Origin of the sequence: Geobacillus sp. B4113_201601 (genome assembly GCF_001587475.1) — a bacterium.
In the GTDB taxonomy this organism is placed as follows: domain Bacteria; phylum Bacillota; class Bacilli; order Bacillales; family Anoxybacillaceae; genus Geobacillus; species Geobacillus icigianus.
The window spans coordinates 315,272-333,375 of the sequence record NZ_LQYX01000121.1 but is presented as its reverse complement, the minus strand read 5'-3'; the positions used below and the strand labels follow the sequence as shown (position 1 = coordinate 333,375).

Here is an 18,104-nt window from a genome sequence, read left to right as displayed (position 1 = left end):
GAACGGTTGTGTGTCAACGAACGGAAACTGTGTAATGGAAGCGTTTCCAATTATCGCGCCTTATCCATCTCGTTTTCCTTGCAGCGAGCGAAAAAAGTGAACGATATGACACAGTTCATCTTCATCGATGCAGACACCGTACTGCTGTTCAAGCGGAAACAACCCCTCTTTGACCGCCCTGTACAGCGCGCCATCTTCATCTTCATGCCCGCAAGCTTTCGCTGCTCGTCGGTCACCGCCCGTTCTCTCTCCGGACAACAGACGATCGAGCAAGCAGCAAAGATGAAAGACAAGCCCCACCAGATCGCGGCCATCCGCTTCAAGGCCGAGCTCCCGACCAATCGCCGCCAGCGCAGCGCGAATGGCAGGAATGGCTCGCGCCGGCGCGAGGTGGCGGAGATGACCGGTCAGCTCTCTAGCCATATGCATATGAATTTCCTCGACATCGGCTAACGCTTGAATTTCTTTCAGCGCCCTCAAGCTAAGCACGTCCTCAAGAGAAAAGTGCGGGATTCGCTCATCAAGGCAAAGGTGGCTGACAATACAGACGATGCGGAAATGTTTCGCGACGTTGGACAAGGTTTGCCGCGCTTCTTCCGCATCTGCCATTTGAATCGGAATAATGCGCCACATGCGCTCATCGAGCTGCAAATACGTTTCCAATATATGCTTTAGCGCCAACGCGCTTCCTTTCCCTGTAAAGCAGGCGGTGACGATCGCCAGCATGTCCTGCTCCGCGGCCTCCTCCTCCCAAAGCGGCCCGCGAATGTAAAACGGCGCTGCGGCTTTCACTTCTTCGTAAATTTCCTGAAGCGCATAGCCGAGCATCGCTTTGCGGGCCGCTTCGAGCACGTGCGGCGTGCTGGCGGCGGAAATCACCCGCACCGGAACGGCGAGCTCTTTTTCCAAAAAGTTCGAAAACGACACAAGCGATCCCATGTCAACAAGCAACAGCGCCCCTTTTTTCGATGCGACGGGCTGCAGCACCGCTTTCACCTGCTCGTAAATCCGTTTCGGGTCGGCATCAAGCGGCATATCGACCGCATGCACACACGCGGCGGCCAACAGCTGGTTCACGACGTCCGCCATCGCCGAAGCTACACCGTTGCCATGCATCACAACGACGATCGCCACCCGTTCCTCCCGCTCTTCGGCTTGCTCCTCGTGGAACGCAAAAAACATCGTCAAAAATCCCGCTTCATCGATCGGGAAGTCGATATGCGCCCTTTCTTCCATCAGCTGAAGGCAGTCGAGCGCGACGGCGAATTCCTGCTTATAGGCGGCGCGAACTTCATTCAGTTTCGGATGGGAAACGATCGTCCCGGCCCGCAGGCGGTTGATCGCCGTTTGAATGTGCATGGCAAGCGCATACATCACCTTCTCGGCGAGGCGGCGTCCAAGTTTTTTCTCCGCATAGACAACCATCGCTTTGGTCAACTCAAGAACGTCCGGAGCGACCATTTTCTCGAGATCGCGGCGATCGCGGATGCGCCGGTCCACCCCTTTCATGTATTGCGAGAAATAATGCTTAATGTCCATTTCTAGCAATAGGTCCAGTTCGTCGCCGGCGATGCCGCGCTCTTTTAGTTCTCCGTATTTGCGCTCAATCGCGCCGTAAACCGATTCCGATTCCGCCGCCGGCCCGCTCTCAACATCGGCCTCCCCCCCATGCGGCGGGAAGGCATACCACCGTCGCGGCAACGAATAAGAGGCGGCATGCGGATGTTTTTTCTCCAGCAAAAGCCCACTTTGCACTTGAAATGGCAAATCGGCGCGATGAATGCGCACCGCTTGTTTCTTTCCGGTGACATAGTCGGCGTAGGCTTTGGCGCAAACGAGCTGCACATCAGCCTTCAGCTGCCCGACGTTGTTCGGGCACGGGTAAAACAAAAACGCGCGCATGGCATTGGCGGAGACGTCAATTTCTTTTCCGAGCCGCACCGCCTCTTCCTGAAAAAACTGCATCACCAGCCGAAAGCGTTCCTCAAGCGTCCGCTTCTCCAGCGGCGGCAGCAAAATATGCATCGGAATGCGGCGGCGGAACGTTTTCAGCAAATTCGACTCCGGATTTTCTGTTGTCGCACAAATGAGCAGCACATTCGCTGTTCTCTCCACATCCGTCTCGCCAAGCCGGCGGTAAACACCGCGGTCAATAAACGTAAACAGCATTTCTTGCCCTTCGGCTGGCAGACGATGCACCTCATCCAAAAACAAAATGCCGCCGTCCGCCTTTTCAATCAGCCCTTTTTGCTCATGGGCCCCGGTATAGGCCCCTTTGCGGATCCCGAATAACTGGCCGAGCAGCAACTGGGGGTTGTTCGTGTAATCAGCGCAGTTAAACGTCACAAACGGTGCCCCCGGCGGAAAACGGCCAGCCGCAACGGCAAACTCGTGAAGCAGCTCCGCGAACATCGACTTCCCCGTTCCCGTCTCGCCGACAATCAGCATCGGCAGCCCTTTGGGCGGATATAAGACGGCAGCCTTTCCTTGCTCCACCGCCGCTGCCAAGCTCGGCTGCTGCTTGGCCAGCCGGTCGAGGCGCGTCATCGCTTTTGGTCCGCGCGCCAGCGCAAAGCGAACCGGCCTTCCGTTTTGCTTTTGCACTTTTCCCTCCCGCCAAAGGCGGTTTAAATCACGGCTGACGTTGGCTCGGTCGAACCCGAGAGCGAGAGCCAACTCTTCAGCGCTCACCCACCGTTTCCCATTCCGTTCCCATTCTTGCAGCGTTTCGTAGACAAGATCCACTCTTTTCACAGCCGCTCCCCCCTTGATCAACACATTCGCAACCGCACCGGCAAACTCCTGCCGGCTTCCCGCGGAAACGTTGAACCGATCTGCCGCCCTTCCTTGGCCGGACACCGCTCCACCGGTCGAAAAGCGCCCGCCTTTGTCAGCGGTGTCATGACCGTCAGTGCGAAAACATCGAGAACACGGTTGACCCTCACGAAGCCAGAAAAACCCCCCTTTTTTCTCAACAACATGGCGGCGGAACATGTTTTTCCCCGCCCTAGCATGAACATCACAACTCGTCGAAGAGCGATTTTCGTAGAAAAAAGAGCGTCCCCAAAAACGGGGAAACGCTCTCCTCTTTGTCGATCGGCTGTGCTTTACTCAACCGCCATCCTTTTTGAAGCCGAACCGTTTATTTCGTAAAGACGTGATGCCCAATGCGAATCGTCACCGGGCGCGACAACATCCATTTGTCTTTTGTCACCCTTGGATTATAAAAGTAAAGCGAGCCGCGGCGGTCGTTCGGAAACAAGGCCAACGCCTTGTCAACGGCCGCGTAATCTTGCTTGGTCGGCCGAATGCGGGTCAACTTTCCCGTTTTGACCGGCACAAACGCATAACCGCATTTCGTCTTTTGATAAATGACGCCGCGCACCGTTTTTGGAAACTCCGGATGCGTTGTGCGATTGAAAACGACAAGCGCCACTTCCACCTTGCCGGCAAACGGCTCGCTCGAACCGGTCTCCGCCTGCACCAACTGAGCGAGCAGCTTCCGGTCAGCGGCGCTTAATGTGATCGATTTCTTCTTTGCCGGCGCCGAAGCCGTCCGTTTCCCTGCCGTCGGAACTTTCAGCCGTTCTCCAGCGTAAATGAAGTCATGCTTTAAGCCGTTTAGCGCGCGCAGCGATGAAACGGTCGTATGGTATCGCTTGGCGATCGCTGACATCGTATCGCCCTTTTTTACTTGATAGTATGTATACGAGCCAGCCGCTTCCGTCGTCGGCCCCTGAAAGCCGAACGTCAAAAAACAGGCGGCAGCGAGCGCGATCATCGTCTTTTTCATTCCTTCGATCCCTCCCTAGCTCTCCACGTTCCTCCTAGCTTCTTTGTCTATTAGATAGATTAGCAGGCGGCGGGAAGGACGTCACTGTCTATCATTTCCATTCCTATCTAGACTTACCTTGCGAACGCTTGTTGTTCTAAGGCGGGACAAGTTTTTTTACAGTTGCGTTACAGTTGCGTTACGATTGATGACAGGCGCCGTTAGCGGTTTCTTTGTGGCGAAACAGCGGGAGCGCGTTTTGAGACGAGGCGGCGCCAAACTTGCCAAACAGCACGCTTTTCGACATAATAATAGACGAATCTTGCGCCAAATCGGGCCGGAAAGCGGGATCGCCTTTTGGTTGGAATACAACCCGGCGGCCGTCGCATCCAATGGCTTGACAGGCCAAAGGGCGCATAGCACCGAATTAACGCATGGGAGTGGGGATCATGCTGACGGGATGGTTTCTCTGGTTTATCCTGTTTTGGGTCGTTTTTTTGCTCGTTATGATGTCCATTGGCGGCTTTTTCATGTTTCGCAAGTTTTTAAAGCGACTGCCGAAAGAAGACGGAAAATCGGAGCTGGACTGGCAGGAGTATTACATTGAACAGACGCGCCATTTATGGGGGGAAGAAGAAAAAGCGCTTCTTGAGGAACTCGTTCGCCCCGTGCCCGAATTGTTCCGTGACGTCGCGCGGCAAAAGATCGCCGGCAAAATCGGTGAACTTGCCTTGAAGGAACAGGCGCCGCGCATCACGCGCGACCTGTTGATTCGCGGTTACATCATCGCAACGCCGAAGCGCGACCATAAATTTTTGATTCGGACATTGCAGGCGAAAAACATCGATCTCGCTCCTTATCAGCATTTGCTAGAAAGCCGCTGACCGTCCGCCGCTTTCCCGAAAAAGCGGTTCGCGAGCGTAAAAAAGCGCCCCGCTCGTTTTTCGGGACGCCATCATTTATGTGAGGACCGGCGGCTTCAACCGCGCGGCCAGCTTCCGATATGAAACGTACATGGCAATTCGCCACGGGACGATCATCGAAAACGCCAGCAAGTAAAACATTCCGCTTAATTGGCGGTAATCAATCGTCCGCCCTAAATACGTTTTCAAACCGAGGCGAATGATGATCAACCCAAGCAAAATCCAAATGAACGCCTTCGAACGTTTCAAATAAATGTCATGGCCGCGAACTTCAAATTTCGATGTTTTGATGAGGAACAACGAAAAAAACAACCCGAGAACGACCGCTTCGATGAGCTCGCCGCGCGTGACCCGGAACACCGGATCAATGAACATCAGCGCGCCGGTGCTCATAAACAGCGGCGGCAAAATGATTTTTTTGGCGTTGGTCGGCTTTTCCGACGCTTTTATGCGCACAAAAAAAACGAGAAACGCCATCACGACGGCGATGAGCGAAGTAACGAGCGTCAAAGCCATCACCTTCTTCCGACAAAAGTAGCTGGACAACGTTATTATAGCAAAAACCGTTTCGCTTGCCTACCACCACGTACCGATCACAACCCAGAAACTCCCTTTCCAAGTGCAAGTCTTTTTATAAAAGGCGGGCGACCGCTTCCAGCACGCGTTGTTCTTCAAATGGCTTGACGATGAAATCCGCCGCCCCCGCCTCGACCGCTTCCACGACCATGCGCTGCTGGCCGAGCGCCGAGCAGATGATGATTTTCGCTCCCGGATCCAACTCCTTGATCGCCCGCACCGCCTCGATGCCGTTCATCACCGGCATCGTGATGTCCATAATGACGAGATCGGGGCGCAGACGACGGTACAATTCCACCGCATCCTTGCCGTTTTCCGCCTCGCCGGCCACCTCATGATGACCCTTCTGCAAAATGCGCGCCAACGTTACCCGCATGAACTTCGCGTCATCGACCACTAAAACAGAAGCCATATTCCACTCTCTCCTTTTCCACGGAAATGTTGTAAAAGCAAAACATGAGTGCCTTCATTGCTCGGTCAAAGGCGACATAGCGCTTACCACGAAAATGTTGTAAAATCAAAACCCGGTAAAGCCGCCAAACAAGCTCGTCGCATACCCAATCAGTTTCGTCATCCAATCAAAATACAAAATCACGCCCATCGCGATCATGACATAGCCGCCCGCTTTCATCATGGACGCGCTATGGCGATGAATCCATTGCAGTTTGCCAAGGAAAAACGACAGTATGAAAAACGGGACGGCAAAACCGAGCGCATAAGCGAGCATATAGAGGATTCCCGACCCGGGATGGGTGGCCGCCAGCGCCACGACAGCCACTAAAATCGGGCCCATGCACGGCGTCCAACCAGCGGCAAACGCCATGCCGATCAGCATCGAGCCGACATAGCCGGAGGGCCGCTCACGAAACGATACACGCCGATCTTGCAGCAAAAATCCCGGCTTCCATACCCCGGCCACGACGAGACCGAGCGCGGCGATCACCACAGCGCCGATTTGCCGAATCACATCTTGGTAATCGACAAACAAGCGGCCGATTAGCGAGGTGCCGAAGCCGAGCGAAACAAAAATGAGCGAAAATCCGAGCAAAAAACAACCCGTATGCCATAGGCTGCGGCGATTGAGCATCGCGTTTTCTTCTTTCAGCTCGCTGACCGACATGCCGGTAATATAGGATAAAAACGCCGGATAAAGCGGCAGAGTGCACGGGGAAAGAAATGACAAAAACCCGGCGCCAAATGCGAGAAACACATTCAATTGATTCACGGGCGAATTCACTCCTAGTCGTTTCTATAATAAGTTGCTATTTTGTTTTCCATCCCACTGATGACTCTCATAACGGCTTGTACTTCGATGAAACCCGCAACAAAAAATCGGAAATTCTCATTTTGTTTTACGTAGCATTGTTCGCTCTTCTTGTCACCGTGCCAGCTTGTTAGATGATAAAGACGGGACATGGAGATCGGAAATGGTTTATTACAACCGATCTATATTTCTATTTTAGCAAAAATCCGCCCTTTCGTATAATGCGTTTCTCATGTTTTTTGGACAATTTTTCTATTTTCTATTTTTGTATTCATTGGTAAAATAGTATAAAATACAAGAGGAAAAGGGCGATTTTTCGTGCCAAAACAAAGCTTATTGACATTGATTGAACAAAAACGGATGGAGCTTGTCGATATCGTCGCCAAAACCGGACTGAACTCGCCGGCCGCTATGAAAATCAGCAAAGAACTTGACACGCTGCTCAACGCCTATCAGCGCGAGCAAAGAAACGAGCGAAAGCAAAGCGCCCCCCGCTAAAGCGGAACCGGCGCTTTTTCTTTGCCCAAAAGTGCCCATCGAACGCTGCCGGCGGCCAAAACGAAAAACCTTGCCGATGCTCCGCCTAGCGGCGGGCATCGACAAGGCCGTTTTGCAGCAAATACATTTGATAATAAATCCCCCGTTGCGCCAAGAGCTGCTGGTGCGTGCCGCGCTCAACGATTTCGCCGCGCTTTAGGACGAAAATTTGATCCGCGTCTTGAACGGTGGATAAACGGTGGGCGATCACCAGCGTCGTCCGCCCTTTTCGCATTCGCGCGAGCGCTTCTTGAATCGCTTCCTCGGTTTCTGTGTCAATATGGGCAGTCGCTTCATCGAGCACTAAAATTTTCGGATCGGCGGCGATCGTGCGCGCAAAGGAAAGAAGCTGGCGCTGACCGCTCGATAACGTCGCCCCGCGCTCAGCGAGCACATGGTCGTAGCCCCCCGGCAGCCGCTCAATGAACGGCTCGGCCTGCACCAATCGGGCGGCCGCCCTCACCCGCTCCTCATCGATGGCTTCGTTGTACATGCGAATGTTGTCCCGCACCGTTCCGTAAAACAAAAACGGATCTTGCAAGACAAGGCCTAGCCGGCGGCGGAGCTCGGTGCGCGAATAATCGCGGATCGACCGGCCGTCAAGCAAAATATCGCCGCGGTCAAACTCGTAAAAGCGCATGAGCAAGTTGATGATCGAGCTTTTGCCGCTGCCCGTATGGCCGACGAACGCGACCGTCTGTCCGGGGTGAATCACAAATGACACGCGCTTGATGACATCTCGTTTGCCATCGTAAGAAAAACTGACATCGCGAAACTCAATTTCACCGCGCTCGATCGTATACGGAGCTTGTTCCGGATGAAACGGCGCCTCCTCTTCGCGGTCAAGAAGGGCAAAGACGCGCGAGGCGGAAACGATCGCCTGTTGATATAGCGACAGGCGCATCATCATTTGCGTCACCGGCTCAAAAAAGCGCTCCAAATAGTTGACAAAAGCGTAGAGTACGCCGATCTCAACCGGGCTTTCGAGCGCCGAAATGCCAAAAAAGCCAAGCACAACCATAATCGAAGCCATATAGATCACATCGATCGCCGGCCGAAGCAGCAGCCCGTCAAGGCGGATGTTTCGCATCCCCGCCCGGTAGTGCGCCTCGTTCACAGCCGCGAACTCCCGGTAGAGGCGCTGCTGTTGACGAAACGCTTGAATGATGGCCATCCCTTGCAACGACTCATTCAATTTGGCATTCAGTTCGCTCAGCCGCTCGCGCATGTCTTGATAAAATACCGAGCTGTAACGGCGATACGTGCGCATAATGAGCGCGATGGCCGGCAGAATGAACAGGCAAAACAACGCGAGCCGGACGTTGAGCACAAACATGGCGATAAACACGCCAATGACAAACAGACCGTTTTGCACAAACACCGCTAAAACGCTAATAAACATGTCTTTGATGGCTTCCGTGTCATTCGTGACCCGCGAGACGATGCTGCCGCCTGGCGTTCGGTCGAAATAGCTCATCCCAAGGCGATGCACCTTGGAAAACACGTCCATTCGCAACGCTTGAATAATATATAAAGCGAGCCGCTGAAATTCAACAAGCTGAAAGTACGTGATCACGGTTTTCGCCCCGAGCATGCCGAGATAAGCGGCAGCCAACGCCGCCACCGGCTCAAAAGCCAGGCGGCCCGGCATGAGATAATCATCGATGAACACCTTCACCAAGTACGGTCCGGCAAGCTCGCCGGCCGTGGACAAAAGAAGAAGGAAAAGCGCAAGCGCGGCTTCCTTTTTGTATCTCCCCATGTAAGAAAGCAACCGCCAAAGCACCCGCCGCTGTTCTTTGGCCGTCAACGTCTGCCCGTTCATGCCATCCCTCCGATCTGTGGTCCTTCCACGAACGCTTCGAGCTGTTGGCGCTGATGCATGTCGCGATACCAGCCGTCTTCGGCCACGAGCTTCTCGTGGGTTCCGGCCTGCACGATTCGTCCGCCATCGAGCACCACGATCCAATCGGCATGCTCGACCGCGCTTAAACGATGAGCGGCGATGATTGTCGTTTTGCCGCGCCGCTCTTGTTTTAAGGCGGCTAAAATGCGCGCTTCCGTTTTCGCGTCAACCGCCGACAACGCGTCGTCCAAAATGAGCACTTCCGGATTTGTCAACAGCGCCCGTGCGATCGACAACCGCTGTTTTTGCCCGCCTGACAAAGAAACGCCGCGCTCACCGACAACGGTCGCATAGCCGTCTGGAAATTGAAGAATGTCCTCATGAATATGGGCGAGCTGCGCCGCCCGCACGATTTCCTTTTCCTCAGCCTCCAGTTGGGCGAAGGCGATATTGTCGCGCACGGAAGCCGAAAACAAAAAATGGTCTTGCGGGACGTAACCGATCGCCGAGCGGAGCGCCGACAGCGTGTAACTGCGAATGTCGTGGCCACCGAAGCGAATTTCTCCGTCATAGCCGTCAAACTCGCGCAGCAACAGACGAAGCAGCGTCGTTTTCCCGGCCCCGGTTTTGCCGACAACGCCAAGCGTCGCCCCGCTCTTGAGCCGAAATCGAATGTCCGAAAGCGCCGTCCTCATCTCCCCAGGATAGGCGAACCGCTTGATGTCGTACTCGATGTCGCCGCGCGGGGGAACGTCAATGGCATCGGAAGCTTCCTGAATTTCATCCTGCTCGGCCAGCAGCGCCCGCACCCGGTCATACGAGGCGCGCCCGCGCTCAACGATGTTAAACAGCCAGCCGAACGCCAACATCGGCCAAATGAGCAAGCCGAGATAGGTGGTAAACGAGACGAGCTCCCCAATCGTCAGTTCGCCGGTCAACACCATTTCGCTTCCAAACGCGACGGCGAGGAAAAACGACAGCCCGACAAGGAAGCCGATCGTCGGGTCAAAGAGCGCATCAATTTTGGCGACAGCGATATTTTTGGCCACCACATCTTCCGATTGACGGCGAAACGCCTCCACATCTTGTTTTTCATACCCAAACGCTTTGATCACCCGAACGCCGCTGATGCTTTCCTGCACTTTATCGTTGAGTGACGAGAACGCCTCTTGCGCCGTAACAAACCGCCGATGAAGGATCGCTCCGTAGCGGCTCGTCGCCACCGCCATCACCGGGAGCGGCAATAGACTGATGACGGTCAGCTTCCAGCTGATCGAAACCGCCATGGTCGCCAGCACAAATCCGCCGAGCGTCAGCGAATCGACAAGCGTCAAAATGCCGCTGCCGGCCGTTTGCTGGATCGCTTGCAAGTCATTGGTCGCGTGAGCCATCAGATCGCCGATCCGCTTCCGCTGGTAAAACGACGGCGACATCTTCGTAAAATGTTCATACAGCTCATTGCGGAGCTGGCGAGTGAGCTTGACGGCCGCTCCGAAAATGCAAATGCGCCAAGCATAGCGAAGCCCATAGAGCGCCGCCGCCACAACGGCAAGGACGGCAAGCCAGCGAACAAGCACGCCGCGCGTCATCGTTCCATTTTTCATATGGTCAACCAAAATGCCGATCACTTTCGGCGGAACGGTTTCGAAAAAGGCGACGACCACAAGCAACAACACACCGGTCATGTACGCTTTTTTCTCTTGGCGGAAAAACCAAAACAAGTCACGAAACACGCGCACAGTCCCATCCCCTTCCTTCGATTGCCGAACAATCGCTATATCATTGTAACAAAAATGAAAAAATTTTGAAAGGACATTTTCGCAAAATAAAAAGACACTCTTCATCGAGTGTCTATGTTTCCTTATTTCAGCTGGTTGTTCATCATTTTCATCATCTGGTTGATTTTCTTCTGCGAAGGCGTCATGCCCATTTGCATCATCATCATCCGAATCATCTGTTCATTGATCGGCGGATTTTTTTTCAAATAATTGATCATCGTTTTGCGGGCGATGAAAAACCCGATTGCCACACCGGCGATGAGCGCCAGCACGCCAACGAGAATCGTATCCCACATCGCAGCGATTTTCCTCCTTCTTGTTGTCTCTTTAACCAGTGTACTAAACGATGCGCCATTAGACAATATTCCGCCGCAAAAATCTTCACATTATGCGAATTTTCTCCCTAGCGCCGGCGCGCATAACCAATGGTAGTCCGCAAAATCGGCAGCCACCGCCAAAAACGTTGGCGCTAGTTTGGCGAGCGCCCGTCCGATGTCGGCAGCCAGCGTTGCGCTGTCGGCGACAAGCAACAGACGGCGTTTTTGGACGACAAGGAGCGCTTCCTCGCCAGATTCATGGCGCAAGATGAACATATTGCGTTCCAAATTTTTGCCGACGCGTCCAGTGAACGATTGTTTCAAGCCGAGCTCGAGACGGGAAAACGACAACCGTTCGGTGATGAACTCCACTTGCTTGCGGCAAATCGCTTTTAACGGCGCTTTCGCGTGTTGATGCTCCCGTAGCAGTTCGACAATTTTTTCCGTCCGATGGCGATAATGAGCCGCCACTTCATCCTTCAACAAATAAATCCAATAACGAACCATGTTCGATCCCCCATTTCCGTTCCATCTGTCTTTATTATAGAAAAAGAAGGGGGAAAAATATGTCTATTGCCGGCAATTTTTTTCACTAACATTGTCGATTTTTGCGCGCAGCCTTTCAACCTGTGGCCGCTTGCGGCAAGGCTTGGCCCAGCCAGTTCAGCCGCGCCGTCGCGGCCCAACAACAAGCGGGTAACTGACGCGCGACACCCCGAACGTCGGCGAAGGCGGTTCAGCCGCACGGCCGCGGGCCAAAAAACAAGCCGCCCTTGCTGCGGCGCAAGGGCAGCTGTCCCGACTCTCTTCCGAAGCTAACGAAGAAACTGGTCGATGTCCTCACCCGCTCAATAAACTAGGCAGTGGAGGTCGTCATCCGCCCAATGAACTAGGCGGTTGAGGTCGTCATCCGTCCGGAAGATCGGCTTTCTCCGCTCATTTTCCAAGCAGCGCTTTGACGCGGCGAACAACGTGGTCGACGGTAAAGCCGTACTCAGCCATGATTTTTTCTCCCGGTGCGGAGGCGCCAAACCGGTCAATGGCTAACACATCGCCCTCGTGACCGACGTAGCGCTCCCAGCCGAGCGAGGCGCCCATCTCAATGGCCAGCCGCTTCGTTACGGTCGGCGGGATCACTTCATCACGGTACGCTTTTGGCTGCGCTTCAAAGCGGTCCCACGATGGCATGCTGATGACGGAAACGTGAATGCCTTCAGCAGCGAGCGCTTCTTGCGCGTTCACCGCTAGGCTGACTTCGGACCCGGTCGCCAAGAGCAGCGCCTCCGGAGCGCCGTTTTTCGCCGGTGAGACGACATAAGCGCCTTTTTTCACGCCTTCATACGCCAGCTCCGCCGTTTGCGGCAACGTTGGCACATCTTGGCGCGTCAACACGAGCGCGGTCGGCTTGTCTGTCGCTTCCAGCGCCAGCCGCCACGCTGCGGCGGTTTCATTGGCATCGGCCGGTCGGATGACCGACAAGTTTGGCATGGCGCGAAGCGAAGCAAGATGCTCCACCGGCTCGTGCGTCGGACCATCTTCACCGACAGCGATGCTGTCATGCGTCAACACATACGTGACCGGCAGCCCCATGAGCGCCGCGAGTCGAATGGCCGGGCGCAAATAGTCGGAAAACACGAAGAACGTGCCCCCGAACACCTTCAATCCACCATGGAGCGCCATGCCGTTCAACGCCGCTCCCATGGCAAATTCGCGCACGCCAAACCAAATGTTGCGGCCCTCGTAGCTGCCCGGCAAGAAGTTGCCGCCGCCTTTGATGAGCGTTTTGTTCGAGCTCGCCAAGTCGGCCGAACCGCCAAACAATTGCGGCACCGCTTTAGCGATGGCGTTGATCACTTCCCCAGAAGACGAGCGGGTCGCTAGGCTTTTGCCCGCTTCATACACCGGCAGCACAGCTTCCCAGCCGGCAGGAAGCGTTCCTGCGATCGCTTGCTTCAACTGGGCGGCCAGCTCCGGATGCGCCTGTTCGTAAGCGGCAAAGAGCTCGTTCCATTCCGCTTCCTTTTTCGCTCCCGGTTCTTGCACGGTCTCCCGGAAATGAGCGTACACCTCTTCCGGCACATAGAAATCTTCGGCGAACGTCCAGCGGTACGCTTCCTTCGTCAACTTCGCTTCTTCCGCGCCGAGCGGAGCGCCGTGAACGCCGGATGTGCCCGCTTTTGTCGGCGCACCGTAGCCGATCGTCGTTTTGACTTCAATGAGCGTCGGCCGGCTGAGATCGGCCCGCGCTTCTTCCAACGCTTTTGCGATTTCTTCAATGTTGTTGCCGTCCTCAACGCGCAAATATTGCCAGCCATAGGCTTGGAAGCGTTGGGCGACGTTTTCTGAGAACGACAAATTCAGCTCCCCGTCCAAGGAAATGTCGTTCGAGTCATACAGGACGATCAAGCGGCCGAGCTGTAAATGGCCGGCAAGCGACGCTGCCTCGCTCGCCACCCCTTCCATGAAATCGCCGTCGCCGCAAATCGCGTACGTATAGTGATCGATGATGGGAAACCCGTCGCGGTTGTAAGTCGCCGCCAAATGCCGCTCGGCCATCGCCATGCCAACGGCCATCGCAATTCCTTGCCCGAGCGGGCCGGTCGTTGCTTCCACTCCTGGCGTATGACCGTATTCCGGATGGCCCGGCGTCTTGCTTCCCCATTGGCGAAACTGTTTGAGATCGTCCATGGACACATCGTACCCGCTTAAATGAAGCAGGCTGTACAGCAGCATCGAGCCGTGCCCCGCTGACAGGACAAACCGGTCGCGGTTGAACCAGTTCGGATTGGCCGGATTGTGGTTCATCCATTTCGTCCAAAGCACATACGCCATCGGCGCCGCTCCCATCGGCATGCCCGGATGCCCAGATTTCGCCTTTTCGATCGCGTCGATCGACAGCGTTCGAATGGTGGTAATGGCTAATTCTTCGATTGAATGCGCCATCGTCTTCCTCCCTTTCATCAACATGGTGTCATTTACTATCATATAGAAAATGGGCTCCCTTGTACAACGTTTAGTTTCCCAACGAAGCATGGGAACGCCGCCGCGCGGCGCCAACACTTAATGGAGGCGCCTCCGTTGACTTTCTTTTAGCTTTTTCGGCGTGACATCGTTCCCGTTTGGATCGATGACCGTCACGGTATGAAGCATATCGGTCATCGCCTTGCGGAACGCCTGAATGTATTCGCGGCGCAACTTCGCCTGTTCGATCGTTTCTTCCGCCGTCAACCCAGACGTTTTCGCCTTTTTGGCCAGTTCATTGATGCGGTCTAATTTCTGTTTGGCAAGCATCCGTTATCTTCTCCTATTCGTTAGGATGATCGTTCTCCGTTCTATGTTATCTGCTAAAACGCGAAGATGGCAACAATGACGCCTCGGCCGCCTTCCTCTGCCTTTCTATCGCTTCGCAGCGCGCCTTCCTTGCCGCTCGTCCGTATATTCCTGATCGCGCTCGGTGCCGAGCTCGTAGCCGCTGGACTGTTCGGCTTGCCGCTCGTCCATATATTCCTGGTAGCGGCGATGAACGGTCGCTTTGGACGCCTCATAACCAAAGCTTCGGAGCGTGGCGGCGATATCGGCAAACGTGAAACCGCGCGCGCGCAGGCGGACGATCTCTTCGATCGGCAGTTCGATGCGATCGCGCCCCGCGTTCTCTCCTTGGCGCCGCAAGTTCCGCTCCGGACGATAGCCGCGCGCGATGGCTCGCTGCATGCCGCGCTTGATTTTCGCGTTATGTAGTTTCCGCTGATACTCCTCGACGATCGCAATGATCGACAACACCATCTCATCGGCCTCGGACAGCGGCATCTCTCCGCGGTGGCTGGCGCTGTATAGCTTGACCCCTCGCTTTTTCAGGCAATGAAGCAGCGCCATGCGCGCATGACCGCGCCCGAGCCGAGTTTCGTCTTGAACGAGCAAGACGTCCACGAGCCCCTCTTCACACAGTTCGAGCAGCTCGAGCACGCCGTCACGGTCAGCTTCATAACCGCTCGCCTGTTCGGCGATCACCTTAACCACCTCAAATCCGCTTTCCGCCGCGAGCCGTTCAAGCTCCTCCCGCTGCCGAGCCAGCGATGTTTCCTGCTCGCTTTTGTCCGTGCTGACGCGGCAATAAATGACCGCCCTCATGGCCATCCCTTCTTTCTTGTTACTGATTGGCGGCCAATGAACCGCCCCGCTTCGATTTTAACACGGGAATGACGATCTGTTCACCCGCTGTGAGACGGGAACTGCGAAGATGGTTCACCTCCACCACCCAGCGGATGAATTCGTCCGGCGATAAGCCGTGCTCCTGTTCATATTGCTTGGCCAACCCCCAAAGCGTATCGCCTGATGCGACGGTCACCGTCACATATTCCTGTTTATCGACCGGACTGCCAGCGTAGATGAACGCGGCTGTGAAAAGCGTCATCAAAACCGAAAATACTAGATAGTGCACAAACGTCTTCTTCATTTTCCCCACCCCAAAAAGAGAATATTCGTTCGCTTTCCTTCATTATAATCAGGAACGTTTGTTTGTGTCAACAAAAAATTCGAACTTATGTTTGTTTTTTCCCTTTCGGCATGATATAATGAAGGCAAATGACTTGCCGGAGGTGCAGGGAATGACGAAACTGTCGAAACGGCAGCAGCAAATTTTAGAGTTTATTAAGCAGGAAGTCAAAACGAAGGGCTATCCGCCCTCGGTGAGGGAGATTGGGGAGGCGGTCGGACTGGCGTCGAGTTCGACTGTCCATGGGCATTTGGCGCGGTTGGAAAGCAAAGGATACATCCGCCGCGACCCGACCAAGCCGCGCGCCATTGAAATTTTGGACAACGATGGCGGGAAGGAAAAAGAGGGCGAGGACATCGTCTCGGTGCCGATTATCGGGAAAGTGACCGCCGGGCAGCCGATTACGGCCGTAGAAAACATCGAGGACTATTTCCCGCTGCCGAAACGGCTCGCCGCCGGCGAAGAACAGCTGTTTATGCTTGAAGTGATGGGCGACAGCATGATCGAAGCCGGCATTTTGGACGGCGACTACGTCATCGTCCGCCAGCAATCATCGGCCCAAAACGGCGACATCGTCGTGGCCATGACCGAAGACAATGAAGCGACCGTCAAGCGCTTTTTCAAAGAAAAGGATCATATCCGCCTGCAGCCGGAAAACGCTCATCTCGAGCCGATCATCGTCCGCGATTGCACGATTCTCGGCAAGGTGATCGGCGTCTATCGCCTGATCGGCTAACGGAAGCGCAACGAAGACGGCGGACGGGGCGGACAAACGTCCATCACCTTGTCGGCTGACGCCGCGCGCCGCCGCAACGAGGCGGACGGGGCTTGAGCCAAAACCCGAACAGCGTGGTTGCCGGGTGTGAGCGGCCGGCCGCGGAAAAGGGCCGGTCCACAAGGCGGCATGGCGGAAGCGCGCGAGCCGAACAAGTTAGACCGCATAAAAAAGGGCGGTCCACAAGGTGTCTGGCTTCAGGGTAGGCACAACCAATCATGGGCCGGAAGCACCGGTACGTATATAAAAGAGGAGCTAACCCAAAAGATTGCCTGCCTTCAAGATCGGCACAACCAATCATGGGCCGGAAGCACCGGTACCTATATAAAAGAGGGGCTGACCTAAAGGCTGTCTGCCTTCAAGATCGACGCAACCGATCGTGCGGCCGAAGCAGTCAGCACGTATATAGAGCAACGAAAGAGGGTATCCCGATCTTTTTGGGATACCCTCTTTTTGATTAGTACAGCTCCATGTATTGATCCAATTCCCATTGGTGGACGGTCGTCCGATACATATCCCACTCGATTTCTTTCGCTTCAACGAAGTGCTCGAATAAATGCTTGCCGAGCGCTTGGACGATCACTTCGTCGGACTTCAAGTTTTCAAGCGCCTCAATGAGCGTAGCCGGCAAATCGACAATGCCTTCTTCGAGCCGTTCTTCTTTCGTCATGACGTAAATGTTCCGGTCCACCGGTGCCGGAGGGGTGAGTTTGTTGCGAATGCCGTCAAGCCCCGCCGCCAACAGCACCGCCATCGCTAAGTACGGGTTCGCCGACGGGTCAACACTGCGCACCTCAATGCGCGTGCTCATGCCGCGCGAAGCCGGAATGCGAATGAGCGGGCTGCGGTTGCGCGCCGACCAAGCGACATAGCACGGCGCTTCATAGCCCGGAACGAGCCGCTTGTACGAGTTGACGGTCGGGTTCGTCACCGCCGTAAAGTTCGGCGCGTGTTTCAGCACGCCGGCGATAAACTGGCGGGCCGTTTCGCTCAACTGCAACTCGCCGTTCGGATCAAAAAAGGCGTTTTCCCCGTTGCGGAACAGCGACAAGTTGCAGTGCATACCCGAGCCGTTGATGCCGAAAATCGGCTTCGGCATGAACGTCGCGTGCAGCCCATGCTTGCGGGCGATCGTCTTCACGACGAGCTTGAACGTCTGAATATCATCGCACGCTTTGATGGCGTGGGCGTATTTGAAATCAATTTCATGCTGTCCTGGGGCAACTTCGTGATGGGACGCTTCGATTTCAAACCCCATTTCTTCGAGCTCAAGCACGATGTCCCGCCGGCAGTTTTCCCCCAAATCCGTCGGCGCTAAATCGAAATAGCCGCCTCGGTCGTTCAACTCCATCGTCGGGTGCCCTTTTTCATCGAGCTTAAAGAGGAAAAACTCCGGTTCCGCCCCTAAGTTGAACGCCGTGAAGCCGAGCGCTTCCATCTCTTTGAGCACGCGTTTTAAGTTATAGCGCGGGCAGCCTTCAAACGGCGTGCCGTCGGCATTGTAAATGTCGCAAATAAAGCGGGCGACTTTCCCTTTTTCCGCCGTCCACGGAAAGATGACAAACGTGTCCAAGTCAGGGTACAAATACATGTCCGATTCTTCGATGCGGACAAACCCCTCGATCGACGACCCGTCAAACATCATTTTGTTGTTCAGCGCTTTTTCCAGCTGGCTGATCGGAATTTCCACGTTTTTAATCGTGCCTAAAATATCGGTAAATTGCAGGCGGATGTATTTGACGTTTTCTTCCTTGACGATGCGCATAATGTCTTCACGCGTATATTTTGCCATCTTGAACCTCCTCACCGGCTCCGAAATCATTT

At 54.8% G+C, this 18,104-nt stretch carries 17 protein-coding genes; 3 read left to right on the top strand and 14 right to left on the bottom strand.

Annotated features, from left to right (window positions below; genetic code table 11):
• Nucleotides 1–60: 60 nt before the first annotated feature.
• Both B4113_RS18110 and B4113_RS18105 read right to left on the bottom strand, forming a co-directional pair.
• Complete coding sequence (locus tag B4113_RS18110) at nt 61–2,994, bottom strand: sigma-54-dependent transcriptional regulator (RefSeq protein WP_231559816.1); 2,934 nt, start codon at nt 2,992–2,994, stop codon at nt 61–63.
• 148 nt (nt 2,995–3,142) lie between these two features.
• Nucleotides 3,143–3,793 carry a cell wall hydrolase gene (locus B4113_RS18105; protein WP_033843579.1) on the bottom strand — a complete coding sequence of 217 codons (651 nt, stop codon included), beginning with the start codon at nt 3,791–3,793 and terminating at the stop codon, nt 3,143–3,145.
• A 428-nt stretch (nt 3,794–4,221) separates the two neighbouring features.
• On the opposite strand from B4113_RS18105, the gene B4113_RS18095 reads away from it, so the two are divergent.
• The gene (locus tag B4113_RS18095) at nt 4,222–4,656 is read left to right on the top strand and encodes a DUF2621 domain-containing protein (protein WP_033023234.1); all 435 of its coding nucleotides are present in this window, start codon (nt 4,222–4,224) and stop codon (nt 4,654–4,656) included.
• Between the two features lie 75 nt (nt 4,657–4,731).
• Here the strand turns inward: B4113_RS18095 and B4113_RS18090 are convergent, their stop codons facing one another.
• The 3 genes from B4113_RS18090 to B4113_RS18080 form a co-directional block, all read right to left on the bottom strand.
• The gene (locus B4113_RS18090) at nt 4,732–5,211 is read right to left on the bottom strand and encodes a cytochrome c biogenesis protein CcdC (RefSeq protein ID WP_033843578.1); all 480 of its coding nucleotides are present in this window, start codon (nt 5,209–5,211) and stop codon (nt 4,732–4,734) included.
• A 115-nt stretch (nt 5,212–5,326) separates the two neighbouring features.
• Nucleotides 5,327–5,683: a response regulator gene (locus B4113_RS18085; protein ID WP_033023231.1), complete on the bottom strand. Its 357-nt coding sequence runs from the start codon at nt 5,681–5,683 to the stop codon at nt 5,327–5,329.
• A 105-nt stretch (nt 5,684–5,788) separates the two neighbouring features.
• Nucleotides 5,789–6,496: a cytochrome c biogenesis CcdA family protein gene (locus tag B4113_RS18080; protein WP_033843576.1), complete on the bottom strand. Its 708-nt coding sequence runs from the start codon at nt 6,494–6,496 to the stop codon at nt 5,789–5,791.
• A 357-nt stretch (nt 6,497–6,853) separates the two neighbouring features.
• Between B4113_RS18080 and B4113_RS18075 the strand changes: the two genes are divergently transcribed.
• On the top strand, nt 6,854–7,033 hold the full coding sequence (locus B4113_RS18075; protein WP_033843575.1) for an aspartyl-phosphate phosphatase Spo0E family protein: 180 nt from the start codon (nt 6,854–6,856) through the stop codon (nt 7,031–7,033).
• An 85-nt stretch (nt 7,034–7,118) separates the two neighbouring features.
• Here the strand turns inward: B4113_RS18075 and B4113_RS18070 are convergent, their stop codons facing one another.
• From B4113_RS18070 to yneA, 8 genes are all read right to left on the bottom strand, one after another.
• Nucleotides 7,119–8,897: an ABC transporter ATP-binding protein gene (locus B4113_RS18070; RefSeq protein ID WP_033843574.1), complete on the bottom strand. Its 1,779-nt coding sequence runs from the start codon at nt 8,895–8,897 to the stop codon at nt 7,119–7,121.
• On the bottom strand, nt 8,894–10,657 hold the full coding sequence (locus B4113_RS18065; RefSeq protein WP_033844863.1) for an ABC transporter transmembrane domain-containing protein: 1,764 nt from the start codon (nt 10,655–10,657) through the stop codon (nt 8,894–8,896). The genes B4113_RS18070 and B4113_RS18065 overlap by 4 nt, the downstream gene beginning before the upstream one ends.
• Nucleotides 10,658–10,779: 122 nt before the next feature.
• The gene (locus B4113_RS18060) at nt 10,780–10,992 is read right to left on the bottom strand and encodes a YneF family protein (protein ID WP_033023223.1); all 213 of its coding nucleotides are present in this window, start codon (nt 10,990–10,992) and stop codon (nt 10,780–10,782) included.
• Nucleotides 10,993–11,082: 90 nt separating this feature from the next.
• Complete coding sequence (gene sirA, locus B4113_RS18055; RefSeq protein WP_033843573.1) at nt 11,083–11,520, bottom strand: sporulation inhibitor of replication protein SirA; 438 nt, start codon at nt 11,518–11,520, stop codon at nt 11,083–11,085.
• 429 nt (nt 11,521–11,949) lie between these two features.
• Nucleotides 11,950–13,956, bottom strand: a complete 2,007-nt coding sequence (gene tkt / locus B4113_RS18050) for a transketolase (protein ID WP_033843572.1) — start codon at nt 13,954–13,956, stop codon at nt 11,950–11,952.
• A gap of 117 nt (nt 13,957–14,073) precedes the next feature.
• Entirely contained in the window at nt 14,074–14,304 is a 231-nt protein-coding gene (locus B4113_RS18045; RefSeq protein WP_033023217.1) for a DUF896 domain-containing protein, read from the bottom strand.
• Nucleotides 14,305–14,409: 105 nt separating this feature from the next.
• A complete protein-coding gene (locus B4113_RS18040) occupies nt 14,410–15,141 on the bottom strand; it encodes a recombinase family protein (RefSeq protein WP_231559815.1) in 732 nt (243 codons plus the stop codon).
• Nucleotides 15,142–15,160: 19 nt separating this feature from the next.
• Nucleotides 15,161–15,466 (bottom strand): cell division suppressor protein YneA, encoded by a 306-nt coding sequence (gene yneA / locus B4113_RS18035; protein ID WP_033023273.1) that lies wholly within the window; start codon nt 15,464–15,466, stop codon nt 15,161–15,163.
• A 151-nt stretch (nt 15,467–15,617) separates the two neighbouring features.
• On the opposite strand from yneA, the gene lexA reads away from it, so the two are divergent.
• Complete coding sequence (lexA, locus tag B4113_RS18030; RefSeq protein WP_033023215.1) at nt 15,618–16,241, top strand: transcriptional repressor LexA; 624 nt, start codon at nt 15,618–15,620, stop codon at nt 16,239–16,241.
• A 496-nt stretch (nt 16,242–16,737) separates the two neighbouring features.
• Here lexA and glnA read toward each other — a convergent pair whose 3' ends face one another.
• The gene (gene glnA / locus B4113_RS18020; RefSeq protein WP_033023213.1) at nt 16,738–18,072 is read right to left on the bottom strand and encodes a type I glutamate--ammonia ligase; all 1,335 of its coding nucleotides are present in this window, start codon (nt 18,070–18,072) and stop codon (nt 16,738–16,740) included.
• Between the last annotated feature and the right edge of the window lie 32 nt (nt 18,073–18,104).